A 15,549-nucleotide genomic window follows, 5' to 3' on the forward strand; every position below is an offset into this window, starting at 1 on the left:
ATTATTTATCCTTTGCATATAATGGATTAAAAGTTACAGCACCTTCCAGATGGTCAGGTGCAAAATGTGCATATCGCATCGTCATTTTGATGTCGGTATGTCCGAGCACTCGTTGCAAGACCAGAATATTTCCTCCATTCATCATAAAGTGACTGGCGAAGGTGTGACGCAATACGTGGGTAAGTTGCCCTGCCGGCAATTCGATTCCTGTTCTTTCCAGATCTGACCGGAACGCGCCATAACAATCACTAAACAACCGACTTTTTTATCATCAGGTAGATTAACGTAGATCTCTTTGCTGATTCGAGCGGTGCGGTCTTTTCTCTGACTCTCTTTCTCAGGCTTCATGGCGACAGTCATGAAATGTAAACCCTCGTGGTGCTTGTTTTCAATGGGGCTGTTTATCCCGTTATTCTTCATGCAAAAATTAGCCGGTTCAACATCCATAACGAGATAAAAAACCTCTTCTGTCATGATTCTTAAGGTTTATGCTCTTTGAATGCCAGAAGTGGGTGTTGCCATCTATTGATGAATATATTGCTTTATAATTGATTTTTATAATCTTTTCAATGAAGTGAAGCTTAGAACCATTTATTAGATAGCTCATTGTTAACTTATTGCATCCGAATTTGAGCGGGTATCAACAAGCGCCACCGTATGGCGCTTGACACCTTACTTACGTTTACTATTTGGTGTTCTTTTTGCCAGCTTCCAGTGGCTCTTTGGGTTTTGCGTAGGCGGTGCGGTTTTGTTATCCGCTATTGTGGTGAAGTTATCTTTTACCCCACCACGTGGGCCAACTTCCACATAGATGCCTCCGTTTTTACCGGAGTTCTCACCGGGTTTAAGAGTCATTATTTTTACCTCCTGATTTTTGGGTGACGATTATCGGAGGTTGAGAATTCTATTGGTATCGGTTGGATGGCATGGGCTGAAATGCCGAAGTATGTTATGTAGAGCGACGAACTGTGGAAGGAGGTTTTAGTAGCAAAAAGGACCTGCGATTCTCGCAAGTCCTTGAAATTTGGTGGCCCCTGCTGGACTTGAACCAGCGACCAAGCGATTATGAGTCGCCTGCTCTAACCACTGAGCTAAGGGGCCGTGGCGGTGGATTATAAAGTAACTCCGCGTTGCAATCCAGACATAAGCGTACGGATGCTGTTTTTATAAACAATGTATTTTCAGTCCGTTATACTGGTTCCCCTGATGTATTGTTCGGAGTAATTATGGTTAAGGACATACTGGCACCGGAGCTGCGGGTGGTGTTTTGCGGCATCAATCCGGGGCTTTCTTCCGCAGGTACAGGATTCCCCTTTGCGCACCCCGCTAATCGCTTCTGGAAGGTTATCCATCAGGCGGGATTTACCGATCGCCAGCTTAAACCTGAAGAGGCACAGCACCTGCTGGACTTTCGCTGCGGCGTGACTAAGTTTGTCGACAGACCAACGGTACAAGCCAATGAAGTGAAGCTACAAGAGATGCGTAGCGGCGGTCGTCTGCTTATAGAGAAAATAGAAGAGTATCAGCCAGCCGCGCTCGCTATCCTTGGGAAGCAGGCATTTGAGCAGGGGCTTAGCCAGCGTGGGGCACAGTGGGGAAAACAGACGCTGACCATTGGCGCGACGCAGATTTGGGTATTGCCGAATCCCAGCGGATTGAGCCGGATTACACTGGATAAGCTGGTGGAGGCGTATCGCGAGTTGGATGATGCGCTGGTCATGCGCGGGATGTAAAGAAAAACGCCACCTTGCGGTGGCGTTTGAACTTATACGGCGAGATTAATCGTCGAGGAAGCTACGCAGTACTTCAGAGCGGCTCGGGTGGCGCAGTTTACGCAGCGCCTTCGCTTCGATCTGACGGATACGTTCGCGGGTAACGTCGAACTGTTTACCCACTTCTTCCAGCGTGTGGTCGGTGTTCATATCGATACCGAAACGCATACGCAGAACTTTCGCTTCACGGGCGGTCAGACCAGCCAGAACGTCGTGCGTTGCGGCACGCAGGCTCTCGGTGGTCGCAGAGTCCAGCGGCAGCTCGAGGGTGGTATCCTCGATGAAATCACCCAGATGCGAATCTTCATCGTCGCCGATCGGCGTTTCCATGGAGATAGGCTCTTTAGCGATCTTCAGCACTTTACGGATCTTGTCTTCCGGCATCAGCATGCGCTCAGCCAGTTCTTCTGGCGTCGGCTCGCGGCCCATCTCTTGCAGCATCTGACGGGAGATACGGTTGAGCTTGTTGATAGTCTCAATCATATGTACCGGGATACGGATGGTACGCGCCTGATCCGCGATCGAACGGGTGATCGCCTGACGGATCCACCAGGTTGCATAGGTGGAGAACTTGTAACCACGACGGTATTCAAACTTATCAACCGCTTTCATCAGACCGATGTTACCTTCCTGAATCAGATCCAGGAACTGCAAGCCACGGTTGGTGTATTTTTTAGCGATAGAGATAACCAGACGTAAGTTCGCTTCAACCATCTCTTTTTTCGCACGGCGGGCTTTCGCTTCACCGATGGACATGCGACGGTTGATATCTTTAACCTGCTCGATGGTCAGGCCGGTTTCTTCTTCAATCTGCTGCAGTTTCTGCAGGCCGCGGTGAACATCATCTGCAACGTCGTGCAGTTTTTCAGACCACGGTTTGTTCATCGCGATTGCCGCGTTGAACCAGGTTTCACTGGTTTCGTTGCCAGTGAACAGGGTGATGAAGTTTTTCTTCGGCATTTTGCACTGCTCAACGCAGAGCTTCATGATCAGACGTTCCTGAGTACGCACGCGGTCCATCATGACGCGCATGCTGTTTACCAGGTAGTCGAACTGCTTCGGCACCAGGCGGAACTGTTTGAACACTTCGGACAGCTTCTGAATTTCTTCCTGCGCGGCAGCATGGCTGCGGCCTTTCGCTTTGATGGTGTCGCGAGTGATTTCGTACTGAGTACGCAGTTCACCGAATTTTTCACGCGCTAACTCAGGGTCGATGCTGTTGTCATCATCGCTGCTGTCGTCGTCGCCATCTTCTTCATCTTCATCTTCATCGTCATCCATCTCTTCCTGAGAGAGTTCAGAACCGACGTGGGTCGCCGTTGGCGCCATGTCTTCTTCCGCATTTGGATCGACAAAGCCAGTGATCAGATCGGAAAGACGTGCTTCTTCAGCTTCTACGCGATCGTACTGCTCAAGCAGGTAGGTGATAGCTTCCGGGTATTCGGCAACGGAGCATTGAACCTGGTTAATCCCGTCTTCGATGCGTTTAGCGATGTCGATTTCGCCTTCGCGGGTTAACAGTTCAACGGTACCCATTTCACGCATGTACATGCGGACCGGGTCAGTCGTACGACCGATTTCGGACTCAACGCTGGACAGAACCTGGGCAGCCGCTTCTTCCGCGTCTTCATCGGTGCTGTTGGAGGTTTCAGCAAGCAGCAGATCATCGGCATCAGGTGCTTCTTCCATCACCTGAATACCCATGTCATTGATCATTTGGATGATGTCTTCGATTTGATCTGAATCGACGATATCTTCCGGCAGATGGTCATTGACCTCGGCATAGGTCAGATAGCCTTGCTCCTTACCACGTTGGACAAGAAGCTTCAGCTGTGACTGCGGGTTTTGCTCCATAAGACGGTATCCACACTTAATTCGTTTGATTGGTGTTGGGCGGTAAAACCGCCAACGGCAAAACGAGGGCATACTTATATTTTGCCGCTGCCTCTCCGTGCGGCTGTCGGGGGCTTCCCGATCGATATTCGGCAGTTAAGCCGTTAAATACTTTTGTCTTTCTGTTATTTCTTGGCCAGTTCCTGGTTCAGTGTCCAGAGTTCCCGGCGTTCTTCGCTGCTTAAACCGTGTGTGCGCTCACGAGCTATCAACTCTTCCTGGCGCAGTTCAAGCATCGAATCAAACATATGGTTGAGTGAGTCGGTGAAGGTTTTTTCCGCGATATCTTTATCTGCTATATCGTCCCACATCGACAGTTTTTCAAGGGTCGCAGCATCATTTGTGCCACGGTAGTGTTCTAAAAGTTGCCCGGTGGTCAGACCTGGCTGAGCCAGACAAGTGTTGACCAGTTCTCTGAATAAGCCAAGTCCAGGCAGCTTATTACTATCCAGTGCGCCTAACGGTGGAACCAGCGGGGCGAGGCCCGGGTTCTGTACCAGCAGCCCTATAAGTATACGCATGGTCGTACGTTTTAGCTGTGGAACAGGGCGGGAAGCCCCATTTTCTGCCAGTTTAGGCATTAAACGTTCAAGCTGGCTGTCATCCAGAATGCCGAGCTTGTTCCCCAACTCCTGTCGCAGGTAAATGCGCAACGTTTCGCCTGGTACCTGAGTAATCAGCGGTAATGCCAGCGTACTGAGCTGTGCGCGTCCGTCCGGGGTACTCAAATCCACCTGCGGCAGCAGGCTGTTAAATAAAAACGCGGAGAGCGGCAGCGCCTGCTCCATCCGGGCTTCAAAGGCCTCTTTCCCTTCTTTACGCACCAGCGTATCGGGGTCTTCGCCGTCAGGTAAAAACATGAAGCGTAGCTGGCGTCCGTCTGTCATATAGGGCAGTGCGGTTTCCAGTGCGCGCCATGCTGCGTCGCGTCCGGCACGGTCGCCGTCGTAACAGCAAATTACGTTGTTCGTCGCGCGGAACAACAGTTGGATGTGATCGGCAGTAGTTGACGTCCCTAGGGATGCCACGGCGTAGTTAATGCCGTATTGCGCCAGCGCCACCACATCCATATAGCCTTCTACCACTAACAGGCGCTGTGGATCGGCGTTATCCTGCTGGGCTTCATAAAGGCCATACAGCTGGCGGCCTTTATGGAAAATATCGGTTTCCGGGGAGTTCAGATATTTCGGCAGGGCATCGCCCAGCACGCGTCCACCAAAACCAATGACTCGACCACGTTTGTCGCGAATGGGGAACATCACCCGTTCGCGGAAGCGATCGTAACTGCGTCCCTGATCGTTGGTGACCAACATCCCCGCATCGACCAGCGATTTGCGATTCTCAGCATTGCCGCCAAACCGTTTCAGGACGTTGTCCCAGCCGGGGGGCGCAAAACCAATAGCAAAACGGGTGATAACGTCGCTACTTAATCCTCGCTTTTCCAGGTACTGGCGCGCAGGGGTAGCGGCGGGCTGCATCAAAGACTGTTGATAAAAAGTGTTCAGGCCGTCCATCAATTGATAAAGGCTTTGCCGTTGATGGCGCTCTATCTGACTGGGGCCACTGCCTGCTTCATAGGGCACTTCGAGGTTGTGCATTGCGGCCAGTTCTTCGACGGTTTCCACAAACTCGAGCTTGTCGTAGTTCATGAGAAAGTCGACGGCGTTGCCATGCGCGCCACACCCAAAGCAGTGATAAAACTGTTTTTCACCGTTTACGGTGAAAGAGGGGGTTTTTTCGTTATGGAACGGACAGCACGCGTGATAATTTTTGCCCTGCTTTTTCAGCTTTACCCGCGCGTCGATGAGATCGACGATGTCGGTTCTTGCCAGCAGGTCATTGATAAAAACGCGAGGAATTCGTCCAGCCATAAGCCCCTGTTTTTTGATGACTCATATACACAAAATCATTCAGGATGCATCAAGGCGGCAAGGAAGCGAATCCTCAGGAGCGTACAGCAGTACGTGACTGGGGTGAGCGACTGCAGCCAACACTGAGGCAGCTTGAATGATGACGTGTATAAACGAAAATAAGCCGCGCATTCCTTCCGGAAGCACGGCCTTACAACTACAACTCAGTCTGAATTGAGAGCTTTGGCTCTCAATGGATTAGTACAGACGAGTACGGCGTGCGTTTTCGCGAGCCAGTTTCTTCGCGTGACGTTTCACAGCAGAAGCTTTAGCGCGCTTACGTTCGGTAGTCGGTTTTTCATAGAACTCACGACGACGAACTTCCGCCAGAACACCTGCTTTTTCGCATGAACGCTTGAAGCGACGCAGTGCTACGTCGAACGGCTCGTTTTCACGTACTTTAATTACCGGCATGTAACTCTCACCTTTAATAAATTCGGTTTGCCGCTGGCATCAACGCCAGCTTATTTCAAAATGGTGCGGAATTTTACTGCAATTGCTGCTGCTTTGTAAAGCACCGACGCGATTTTGAAAGGGACTTTTATAAGGACAAGGAGTATACACGAGCGAAACTCCTGGGGCGAACAAAGTTTTACATCAACCCGCATTGGTCCTACACTGCGCGGTAATAGAGCGAGGTAAAACAAGTCATGCGTGTACTGGGTATTGAAACATCCTGCGATGAAACCGGCATCGCCATTTACGACGATGAAAAAGGTCTTTTAGCCAACCAATTGTATAGTCAGGTGAAATTACATGCTGACTACGGCGGCGTAGTGCCTGAACTGGCCTCGCGCGATCACGTACGTAAAACCGTACCGTTGATCCAGGCCGCGCTGAAAGAAGCGGGACTGACGGCAAAAGAGATCGATGCGGTGGCGTATACCGCAGGTCCTGGTCTGGTTGGTGCGCTGCTGGTTGGTGCAACCGTAGGACGTTCGCTGGCGTTCGCCTGGGGTGTACCGGCAATTCCTGTGCACCACATGGAAGGGCATCTGCTGGCGCCAATGCTGGAAGATAATCCCCCTGCGTTCCCGTTCGTCGCGCTGCTGGTTTCCGGCGGTCACACGCAGCTGATCAGCGTCACCGGTATCGGTCAGTATGAATTGCTGGGCGAATCGATTGATGATGCTGCTGGTGAAGCGTTCGACAAAACCGCCAAGCTGCTGGGATTGGATTATCCTGGTGGCCCAATGCTGTCAAAGCTTGCATCACAAGGCGTTGAAAAACGTTTTGTCTTCCCGCGTCCGATGACTGACCGTCCGGGGCTGGATTTCAGCTTCTCAGGTTTGAAAACCTTCGCTGCGAATACCATTCGTAATAACGAAAATGACGATCAGACCCGCGCTGATATCGCCCGTGCGTTTGAAGACGCGGTAGTTGATACGCTGATGATCAAGTGCAAACGCGCGCTGGATCAAACCGGTTTTAAACGTCTGGTGATGGCGGGAGGCGTGAGTGCGAACCGTACGCTGCGCGCAAAGCTGGCTGAGATGATGCAAAAACGTCGTGGCGAAGTGTTTTACGCGCGTCCGGAATTTTGTACCGATAACGGGGCGATGATCGCCTACGCGGGCATGGTGCGCTTTAAAGCGGGTGCAACGGCGGATCTTGGCGTGACCGTGCGTCCACGCTGGCCGCTGGCGGAATTACCGGCAGCATAAGTTTTTTTGCCCGGTGGCGCTGCGTTTACCGGGCTTACAAAACCGTAGGCCGGGTCAGGCGAATCCGCCGCCCGGCGATAGCTCTCACTACATCCGCAACATTCCTTTCTCTTCCAGAAACGCGATAATTTTTTCCAGGCCTTCTCCAGATTTTAAATTACTAAACGTCCATGGACGCTCGCCGCGCATGCGCAAAGTATCGCGCTCCATCACCTCCAGCGATGCGCCGACGTAAGGGGCAAGATCGGTTTTATTGATCACCAGAAAATCGGATTTGGTGATCCCCGGACCACCTTTACGCGGGATCTTCTCGCCTTCAGCAACATCGATCACATAGATCGTCAGATCTGCGAGTTCCGGGCTGAAGGTGGCGCTCAGGTTATCGCCGCCGCTTTCCACAAAAATCAGATCCAGATTGCCGAATTTCTCGCTCAGCGCTTCTACGGCGGCCAGATTCATCGACGCATCTTCGCGGATGGCGGTATGCGGGCAGCCACCGGTTTCCACGCCGACGATCCTCTCTGGCTCCAGTGCGCCCGCCTCGGTGAGAATGCGCTGATCTTCTTTGGTGTAGATATCGTTGGTCACCACCGCCAACTGATAGCTGCTGCGCATGGCTTTGCATAACGCTTCCAGCAGCGCCGTTTTGCCCGAGCCAACCGGGCCGCCAACGCCCACACGCAGGGGATGCTTGTAGTTACTCATTTTTTCTCCTCAGGAGCGGAATAATCGGGAATATTGGGTTTCATGCCGGGCAGACGCGATAGCGGCCAACGGCGTTGCGGAGCCGAGGCTGGTGTCGGGACACGTCAGCGCCTGTGCCAAACCCTGCGCATAGCGATCGCAGAGCGCAATAATCAAACGCTGGGTCGCCTGTTGTCCAAAAGGAACCAGCTTGACGCCAGCCATGACAGCGCTCTCAATCCAGCTGTAGCCGAGGCTTAACGCCAGCTCCGTCAGCGGAATTTTCCAGCGCACGCCCAGCCAGGCCATGCCGCAGAGTTGGCTGTCGACAAAGAGGGTGCGCCATTCTCGCGAGCAATCCGACTCCCAGTCGGTGACCAGCCGCGTAAACGCCGCACCCCGACTGCGTTCTTCATCCCGCAGTTCGCGGGTTTCGCGACAGGCTAGCAGGTAAGCGCTCCAGCGGCGTGCTGTGTCGAGATCGTCCAGCTCGCAGGCGCGATACAGTCTCGCCAGCAGCGGTAGGTCAACGGTAAAAAAGTTCTGCTCCATCTGCTGGATTTGCCAGGCAGAGAAGTCATCGACGCTTTTCACCCAGCCGATTTCCACCGCCCACTCCAGACCCTGGGACCAGGTAAATGACCCTACCGGGAGCGCGCTGCTGGCGAGCTGCATCAGACGTAGCTGTTGGCTGTTATGCATCAGTGCGCATGACCATGGTGATGCCCGTGTGATTCACTGGCATAAGCGCCTGCTTCAGGTTCAAACGGCAACTGGGCGAACGTCACCTCAAGGTTGAACTGGCGCAGCATGTCGTCCAGCACATGATCGTGGTGGTAGCGCAGTTCGTCCGGCAGAATTTGCAGTGGAACGTGACGATTGCCGAGGTGATAACAGGCTTTGGCGAGCAGGAAAGGATCGGCGCAGCGCACCACGGAAACCGACTCCGGCGCGGCGATCACTTCGATCACTTCGCTGCCATCTTCGGTGCTCAGCAGATCGCCACCGCGTAACAGCAAACCACGTGGTAGCATCAGCCCGGCTTCGCGACCGTCATTCAGCGCCACTCTGGCGCGACTTTTTACCCGGACATCAATGGGCAGCGTGACGCTTGCAGTAACGCGGTGAGCGTGGTCAAGGCGTTGGGTCAGATAGATCATCGTCACTCCTCAAAACAGAAAATAGCGTTGCGCCATCGGCAAAACATCTGCCGGTTCGCTGGTGATAAGTTCGCCATCAATACGCACCTCGTAAGTCTGAGCATCGACGGTGATATTGGGTTGCAGGCCGTTGTGGATCATGTCGACCTTTTTCACTGTCCGACAGCCTTTGACGACGGCGATAGCGCTTTGCAGATTGAGCTGCTGCGGGATGTTTTGCGCGTCAGCGGCCTGCGAAATAAAGGTCAGCCGGGTGTGGTGCCGCGCCGCGCCAAGCGCGCCGAACATCATGCGGTAATGCACCGGCTGCGGGGTGGGGATCGAGGCGTTGATATCGCCCATTGGCGCGCAGGCGATCATCCCGCCCTTGACGACCGTCGCCGGTTTTACGCCAAAAAAGGCGGGCGACCACAGCACCAGATCGGCCAGTTTGCCAGGCTCAACGGAGCCGACTTCATGGGCGATACCGTGGGTTAATGCCGGGTTGATGGTGTATTTGGCGACGTAGCGTTTAACGCGCAGGTTGTCGTTGTCACCGGTTTCTTCTGTCAACGGGCCACGCTGAACCTTCATGCGGTGCGCCACCTGCCAGGTACGCAGGATCACTTCGCCAACGCGCCCCATCGCCTGTGAATCGGACGAGGTCAGGGAAAACGCGCCAATGTCATGCAGCACATCTTCGGCAGCGATTGTTTCCCGGCGAATGCGGGATTCGGCAAAGGCCACGTCTTCGGCGATATCCGGATCGAGGTGGTGGCAAACCATCAGCATGTCGAGATGCTCGTCGATAGTGTTGACGGTATAGGGCAGCGTCGGGTTAGTGGAGGAGGGCAGAATATTTGGATGCGCGCAGGCGGTGATGATATCCGGCGCATGGCCGCCGCCCGCGCCTTCAGTGTGAAAAGTATGAATGGTGCGATCGCCAATCGCCGCCAGCGTATCTTCAACGAAACCGGACTCGTTGAGCGTATCGCTATGCAGCGCGACCTGGATGTCCATCTCGTCGGCTACGGTCAGCGCGCAGTCGATAGCGGCAGGCGTGGCGCCCCAGTCTTCATGGATTTTCAGGCCAATTGCGCCCGCGCTGATTTGCTCGCGTAGGGCGTCTGGATTTGAGCCATTGCCTTTGCCCAGCAAACCAATGTTAACCGGCAACGCATCTGCCGCCTGCAGCATGCGCGCGATATACCACGGGCCCGGTGTGCAGGTGGTGGCGTGAGTGCCTGCGGCCGGACCGGTGCCGCCGCCGATCATCGTCGTCACGCCGGAAACCAGCGCCTCCTGCGCCTGCTGTGGGCAGATCCAGTGAATATGCGTATCCACGCCGCCCGCGGTGACGATCTTGCCTTCCCCGGCGATGACTTCAGTTCCCACGCCTATCGGGATCGTGACGTTGGGTTGAATATCGGGATTACCTGCTTTGCCGATGGCGAAGATCCTGCCGTTTTTGATGCCGATATCCGCTTTCACGATCCCCCAGTGATCGACGATCAGCGCGTTGGTTATCACCAGATCCACGCATGCATCGGCGCGCATTTGTCCCTGGCCCATGCCGTCGCGGATCACTTTTCCGCCGCCGAATTTGACCTCTTCGCCGTAGGTGGTGAAGTCTTGTTCCACCTCGATCCACAGGTCGGTATCCGCCAGGCGCACTTTATCGCCGGTGGTTGGGCCAAACATGTCGGCGTACGCCTGCCGGGAAATGTCACTCATTATCTGCCTCCAGTGCGCCCATCACTTCGCTGCGAAAACCCACGATCCTTTGTGCACCGGCAACGCGCACCAGTTCGACTTCGCGTTTTTGTCCTGGTTCAAAACGCACCGCTGTGCCCGCAGCAATGTTCAGACGAAAGCCGCGTGCGGCCAGCCTGTCAAAGCGCAGCGCCGGGTTTGCTTCGTAAAAGTGATAGTGCGAGCCCACCTGGATGGGTCTGTCGCCATGATTTTCCACCACGATCGTGCAGATCTCCCGCCCCTGATTAAGCGCGATATTGCCTTTTGCGATCTGATATTCACCTGGGATCATTGCTGCTCCTTAGACGATCGGATTGTGGACGGTGACCAGCTTCGATCCGTCCGGAAATGTGGCTTCAACCTGAATATCCGGGATCATCTCCGGTACGCCTTCCATCACCTGATCGCGGCGCAGGACGTGACGCCCGTCTTCCATCAGCGCGGCCACGGTTTGCCCGTCGCGCGCCCCTTCCATGATGAAAGCGCTAATCAGCGCCACCGATTCCGGGTAGTTCAGCTTCAGCCCGCGGGCCAGGCGACGTTCCGCCACCAGCGCGGCGGTAAATAGCAACAGCTTGTCTTTTTCTCTGGGAGTCAGTTCCATAAGGGTTCTCTTAGGTTTGCCAGATTCGCGGGAGTACGGGCGTTTTGTGTGTCAGCAGCGGGCGCAGAAATTGCCAGATGTCGCGCATAACGCGCTGGACAACCAGGTTGTCGCTAGCAAGAAAACGGATTGTCAGCAGCGAATCGTTAAGCGTTGCCCCGGCGTAATCGCCAAGCGCCGTAAGCCGCTCCCGCGTGCCCTCGAGCATATGTTCGCTGGCCGGATAACACAGCAACGTGCCGACCCAGGGATGATGTGCGACGCCGCTCAGATTCCCCTCCTGCAACTGCAAGCGTTCTATCAGCAGTGGCTGCCCATCTCGCCATACTTCCAGGCGGTTTTGCAGCGTGCCGTAACTGAAGGTCTCCTGCATAACCGGTCGGCCAAGACACAGCAGATCCCAGGCCAGCAGGCGGCTTGCGGATGTCAGATGAAAGACGGTCTGAATAGCGGCGTTGGCGCCGGGAAAGAGGATCGTATCCTGCGGCAACCACTCCAGCGTCGCGTGAGGAGTGAGGGTAAAATGCTGGCGCAGTAATGCCTGCGGTCCACGGCTGCGGTAAAACTTTCCCGCACCAGGCTGGGTGATTAACGCGTGGCTGTTTTCGTCGAGCGTTACGGCGATATGGAGCTCATCCCCGCCGACGATCCCCGCCGGTGGATGAAGCAAATAGAGATGGCAAACGTCCTCTTCCGGGTAAAACGGGCGTTGAACCGTCAATGGACCATGATGACGCGCCGAGGCGAGCACCGTTTTGTGCCCGGTGCAGGTAAAATGCAGATCCAGTTCGGCCTGCCAGCCCCGTGTGAGTGTCTCGTACGCAACCGTGTCCAGAGCGTTTCCCCTATCAGCATGAGGGTGTTTGCATACAAAAAAGTATGCCTCAGCGCGTCGGGAAATCGATCATATGAGAAGCTTATGGATAAAGGGGCGACAATACGCCGCCCCACCAGGGTTTTACAGTATAACGAGGGGCATCCAGACCAGACCGGTAATCACCAGCAGCACGAGGAAAATCAGGCCAAAAATAGCACCGAGTCGCCAGTAATCCACCGTTGGTAAATAGCCGCTGCCGTAGTAGATAGGGCTAGGGCCGGTAGCGTACGGGGTCAGAATGCTGCCCAGACCAATGGCGGCGCCGACCATCAGGCAGAAGACCGGTAGCGGGATTTCCGGCATTGCCAGCGCGGCGGCAATCATCATCGGTGCGAGGGCGGAGGTATAGGCTGTGGCGCTGGCAAAGAAGTAACGCAGCAGATAGAACACCACGATCAGTGCTACCATCACCATCATCGGCGAATAGCCACTCAGCCCGTTTGCCAGCAGCTTGCCGAACCAGGTAATAAAACCGGTGTTATTGAGCCCGGTGGCCAGCGTGATCAGCGAGGCCAGCCAGAAAAAGACGTTCCATGCGGCTTTATTGCTGACGATGTCATCCCAGCTAATGATGCGCAGTACCAGCATCAACGCCACCACGCTGTATCCGACCATCGCGGCGTCAATATAATCGCCGCCGAAGATCCACAGCACCAGCGCGCCGACCATCAGCACCAGCATCTTTTTCTCGCGGGCGCAGAGCGGTCCCATCGCTTTTAGTTCGGTATCCGCCCAGCGTGGAACCTGATCGCCGGATTTCAGCACCGGTGGATATAACACGTACGCCAGCCAAGGCACGATCAGCACCAGTAAAATGCTCAGCGGCAGCATGCCTAAGAACCAGTCACCCCAGCTCAGCGCGGTGTGGGACGCGCCTTTCATCAGACCGATCAACAGCAGGTTCGGCGCCATTGCCGTTAAGAAAATGGCGCTGGTAACGCAGTCAGCGACAATACCCATCCACATGATGTACGAGCCAATAGAGCGTGAACTGGTGCTATTGGGTTGTGAGTTATACAGCGGCGGCAGGTTGCGGATAATCGGGTAGATTATTCCGGCCCCACGGGCGGAGTTGGAAGGTGTGACGGGAGCGAGGATAAGTTCGGAGAACATCACTGCATAGCCGAGAAACAGCGTCCTATGACCCATCTTTTTCACCAGCATCAGCGCGATTCGCCGACCGAGTCCGGTTTTCTCATAGCCAGTGCCAAACATAAAGGCCGCGAAGATCAGCCAGATGACCGAGTTTGAAAAGCCAGATACCGCCCACGACAGCGATTTGGCGGTAAATTTAAAACCGTCCTGCGCGAGTTGCTCCGGGCTGAACAGCAGCCACGGTGAAAGGACGGCGATGATCGAAATGCCAATCATCGCCACTACCGCGCCCGGTACAGGTTCCAGAATAAGCCCGACAATCACACCGGTAAAGACGGCAAAATAGAGCCAGGTGTGGCTCTCAAGACCGGTGGGGACGGGTAGAACAGCAATAATGGCGATGACCACCAGCGGAGCCAGGTATCGCCACCAACCAGCTAAAGGTGCCATTGTTGAATCCCTACGAAAGGGGAGAGGCGTAGCGCCTCTCCGGGAGGGTTATTTGATGTAATGCACGTGCTCGCAGATTTCATCGACGATAGGGTCGCGACGTTCAGCGAACAGCTTTTTGTTTTCAGCGATCAGGTTATTGCCGTGGGTATCGATGGAAACGATCAGCGGGCCGAACTCTTTTACCCGACACACCCACAGGGACTCCGGCATGCCGAGTTCCGTCCAGTGCACCTCTTCGATCTCCTCAACCTGGGTTGCCGCCACGACCGCGCAGCCTGCCGGGAAGATGACGTGCAGCGCTTTAAACTGCTTGCAGCCTTCTTCCGTCAGCGGTCCCATGCCGCCCTTGCCGACCACCAGTTTGACGCCAGTCTGTTCGATAAAGTCTTTCTCAAACGATTCCATACGCATGCTGGTGGTTGGGCCGACGGAAACCATTTCCCATTTTTCACCGTTCTTACGTACGATCGGGCCCGCGTGGAAAATGGCTTTGCCGTTCAGGTCATAAGGAATCGGGCGCTTCAGTTCGATCAGGCGGCGGTGGCAAACGTCACGGCAGGTCACCAGCGTACCGGTCAGGTAAATGACATCGCCAACGCGAATGTCTGCCAGATCTTCGGCTTTGATCGGGGTTGTGAGGATCTTTTTCATAACGCGCTCCGGGTGTGAGACAGGTTTTCGAAGGAGAGGTCAGCATGAACCAATAGCGTGCCGCGACGGTGGGCCCAGCAGCCGGTAGAGACGGCAACGCCGATAGTCGACGGGTGGCGCGCGGCGGATTCGATATGCACGCCCATCACCGAGCTATTACCGGTCAATCCTTGCGGACCAATGCCCAGACGGTTAAGTCCTTCTTCCAGACGCAGTTCCAGTTCGGCCGCTTTCGGATTCGGATGACGTGAGCCGATAGGGCGCAGCACCGCTTTACGAGAAAGAACGGCTGCGGTTTCTACGGAGGTGGCAATACCTACGCCCACCAGCACTGGCGGACAGGCGTTGACTGCCAGCGTGGAGATATTTTCAAAAACAAATTTCACCACGCCTTCGTAACCCTCAGAAGGCATTAACACTTTCGAGCGTCCCGGCAGCGTACAGCCGCCGCCTGCCATGTAGACTTCGATTTCCGCGTCATCGTTATCGGGGATGATGTCCCAGGTGACCCACGGCACACCGGTACCTGTATTTTTGCCGGTATTCACTTCGTCAAAAATCTCGACCGCGTTATGGCGCAGCGGCGCTTTTACCGTGGCGTCTTCAACGGCCTTCTTCAGAATGCTTTGCAGTTCGCCGAGGAGCGGAAAACGGGAACCGACCTTCACGAAGAACATAATCTCGCCGGTGTCCTGACAGGCTGGGCGGTTCAGGTCGATAGCTTTCTGCATGTTGTCAAACATGGTGTGGTAGATGATTTTACCCATCGGCGAGGTTTCGCCTTCACGCAGCTGTTTTAATTTATCCACGACGTCATCGGGCATGCGGGTAGAAATCATGGCGGTAAAATCAGCGACAATGTTCGTCAGCGTATTTATCGCATTTTGGTTATTTTGATTGCTCATCTTGTTAACTCCAGTTCTTTTATTTATCTGGAAATAAATTCTCCGCCACAAACTACCACTAAAAATGTGGATTAATATTATTTGCCACTGTGAATATCTAATTAACAGTTCGTGAATGATGTCCGGATAAGGCAATAAAAATTGCGC

Annotated in this window: 16 protein-coding genes, 1 tRNA gene and 1 pseudogene; 2 read left to right on the forward strand and 16 right to left on the reverse strand. The window is 54.4% G+C overall.

Features of this window, described 5'->3' with window-relative positions; all coding sequences use genetic code 11:
* Position 1: 1 nt before the first annotated feature.
* The 3 genes and pseudogenes from OGY13_RS07595 to OGY13_RS07605 all read right to left on the reverse strand — a co-directional run.
* A pseudogene (locus OGY13_RS07595) lies at positions 2 to 324 on the reverse strand (tyrosine-type recombinase/integrase); the annotation flags it as partial.
* 348 nt (positions 325 to 672) lie between these two features.
* A complete protein-coding gene (locus OGY13_RS07600) occupies positions 673 to 855 on the reverse strand; it encodes a hypothetical protein (RefSeq protein WP_213752905.1) in 183 nt (60 codons plus the stop codon).
* Positions 856 to 1,025: 170 nt separating this feature from the next.
* Positions 1,026 to 1,101, reverse strand: a tRNA-Ile gene (locus OGY13_RS07605).
* Between the two features lie 125 nt (positions 1,102 to 1,226).
* Between OGY13_RS07605 and mug the strand changes: the two genes are divergently transcribed.
* Complete coding sequence (gene mug, locus OGY13_RS07610) at positions 1,227 to 1,733, forward strand: G/U mismatch-specific DNA glycosylase (protein WP_008785849.1); 507 nt, start codon at positions 1,227 to 1,229, stop codon at positions 1,731 to 1,733.
* Between the two features lie 45 nt (positions 1,734 to 1,778).
* On the opposite strand, the gene rpoD is transcribed toward mug, so the two are convergent.
* The 3 genes from rpoD to rpsU all read right to left on the reverse strand — a co-directional run bounded on the left by rpoD (position 1,779) and on the right by rpsU (position 5,989).
* Complete coding sequence (rpoD, locus tag OGY13_RS07615) at positions 1,779 to 3,626, reverse strand: RNA polymerase sigma factor RpoD (protein ID WP_003024699.1); 1,848 nt, start codon at positions 3,624 to 3,626, stop codon at positions 1,779 to 1,781.
* A gap of 164 nt (positions 3,627 to 3,790) precedes the next feature.
* Positions 3,791 to 5,536 (reverse strand): DNA primase, encoded by a 1,746-nt coding sequence (dnaG, locus tag OGY13_RS07620; protein ID WP_003828467.1) that lies wholly within the window; start codon positions 5,534 to 5,536, stop codon positions 3,791 to 3,793.
* Between the two features lie 237 nt (positions 5,537 to 5,773).
* Positions 5,774 to 5,989, reverse strand: coding sequence for a 30S ribosomal protein S21 (gene rpsU / locus OGY13_RS07625; protein ID WP_001144069.1), 216 nt, complete (start codon positions 5,987 to 5,989; stop codon positions 5,774 to 5,776).
* A 236-nt stretch (positions 5,990 to 6,225) separates the two neighbouring features.
* Here rpsU and tsaD point away from each other — a divergent pair, with 236 nt between their 5' ends.
* Complete coding sequence (tsaD, locus tag OGY13_RS07630; RefSeq protein WP_003024694.1) at positions 6,226 to 7,239, forward strand: tRNA (adenosine(37)-N6)-threonylcarbamoyltransferase complex transferase subunit TsaD; 1,014 nt, start codon at positions 6,226 to 6,228, stop codon at positions 7,237 to 7,239.
* Positions 7,240 to 7,326: 87 nt separating this feature from the next.
* Here tsaD and ureG read toward each other — a convergent pair whose 3' ends face one another.
* The 10 genes from ureG to ttdA form a co-directional block, all read right to left on the reverse strand.
* The gene (ureG, locus tag OGY13_RS07635; RefSeq protein WP_003828463.1) at positions 7,327 to 7,944 is read right to left on the reverse strand and encodes an urease accessory protein UreG; all 618 of its coding nucleotides are present in this window, start codon (positions 7,942 to 7,944) and stop codon (positions 7,327 to 7,329) included.
* A 9-nt stretch (positions 7,945 to 7,953) separates the two neighbouring features.
* Positions 7,954 to 8,625, reverse strand: a complete 672-nt coding sequence (locus OGY13_RS07640; protein WP_286637575.1) for an urease accessory protein UreF — start codon at positions 8,623 to 8,625, stop codon at positions 7,954 to 7,956.
* Positions 8,625 to 9,083, reverse strand: a complete 459-nt coding sequence (gene ureE / locus OGY13_RS07645) for an urease accessory protein UreE (RefSeq protein ID WP_020996339.1) — start codon at positions 9,081 to 9,083, stop codon at positions 8,625 to 8,627. Before ureE ends, OGY13_RS07640 begins: the two co-directional genes overlap by 1 nt.
* Before the next feature lie 9 nt (positions 9,084 to 9,092).
* Positions 9,093 to 10,796 (reverse strand): urease subunit alpha, encoded by a 1,704-nt coding sequence (gene ureC / locus OGY13_RS07650; RefSeq protein ID WP_213752724.1) that lies wholly within the window; start codon positions 10,794 to 10,796, stop codon positions 9,093 to 9,095.
* Positions 10,789 to 11,109, reverse strand: a complete 321-nt coding sequence (locus OGY13_RS07655; protein WP_213752723.1) for an urease subunit beta — start codon at positions 11,107 to 11,109, stop codon at positions 10,789 to 10,791. Before OGY13_RS07655 ends, ureC begins: the two co-directional genes overlap by 8 nt.
* 9 nt (positions 11,110 to 11,118) lie before the next feature.
* Positions 11,119 to 11,421 carry an urease subunit gamma gene (locus tag OGY13_RS07660; protein WP_003024678.1) on the reverse strand — a complete coding sequence of 101 codons (303 nt, stop codon included), beginning with the start codon at positions 11,419 to 11,421 and terminating at the stop codon, positions 11,119 to 11,121.
* A 10-nt stretch (positions 11,422 to 11,431) separates the two neighbouring features.
* Entirely contained in the window at positions 11,432 to 12,256 is an 825-nt protein-coding gene (locus OGY13_RS07665; RefSeq protein WP_213752727.1) for an urease accessory protein UreD, read from the reverse strand.
* A 123-nt stretch (positions 12,257 to 12,379) separates the two neighbouring features.
* The gene (locus OGY13_RS07670; RefSeq protein ID WP_213752722.1) at positions 12,380 to 13,843 is read right to left on the reverse strand and encodes an anion permease; all 1,464 of its coding nucleotides are present in this window, start codon (positions 13,841 to 13,843) and stop codon (positions 12,380 to 12,382) included.
* Positions 13,844 to 13,891: 48 nt separating this feature from the next.
* Positions 13,892 to 14,497, reverse strand: a complete 606-nt coding sequence (gene ttdB / locus OGY13_RS07675) for a L(+)-tartrate dehydratase subunit beta (protein WP_213752721.1) — start codon at positions 14,495 to 14,497, stop codon at positions 13,892 to 13,894.
* Entirely contained in the window at positions 14,494 to 15,402 is a 909-nt protein-coding gene (gene ttdA / locus OGY13_RS07680; RefSeq protein WP_213752720.1) for a L(+)-tartrate dehydratase subunit alpha, read from the reverse strand. The genes ttdB and ttdA overlap by 4 nt, the downstream gene beginning before the upstream one ends.
* Positions 15,403 to 15,549: the final 147 nt, after the last annotated feature.

Source organism: Citrobacter sp. Cpo045, assembly GCF_030332875.1.
GTDB classification, from domain to species: domain Bacteria; phylum Pseudomonadota; class Gammaproteobacteria; order Enterobacterales; family Enterobacteriaceae; genus Citrobacter; species Citrobacter portucalensis.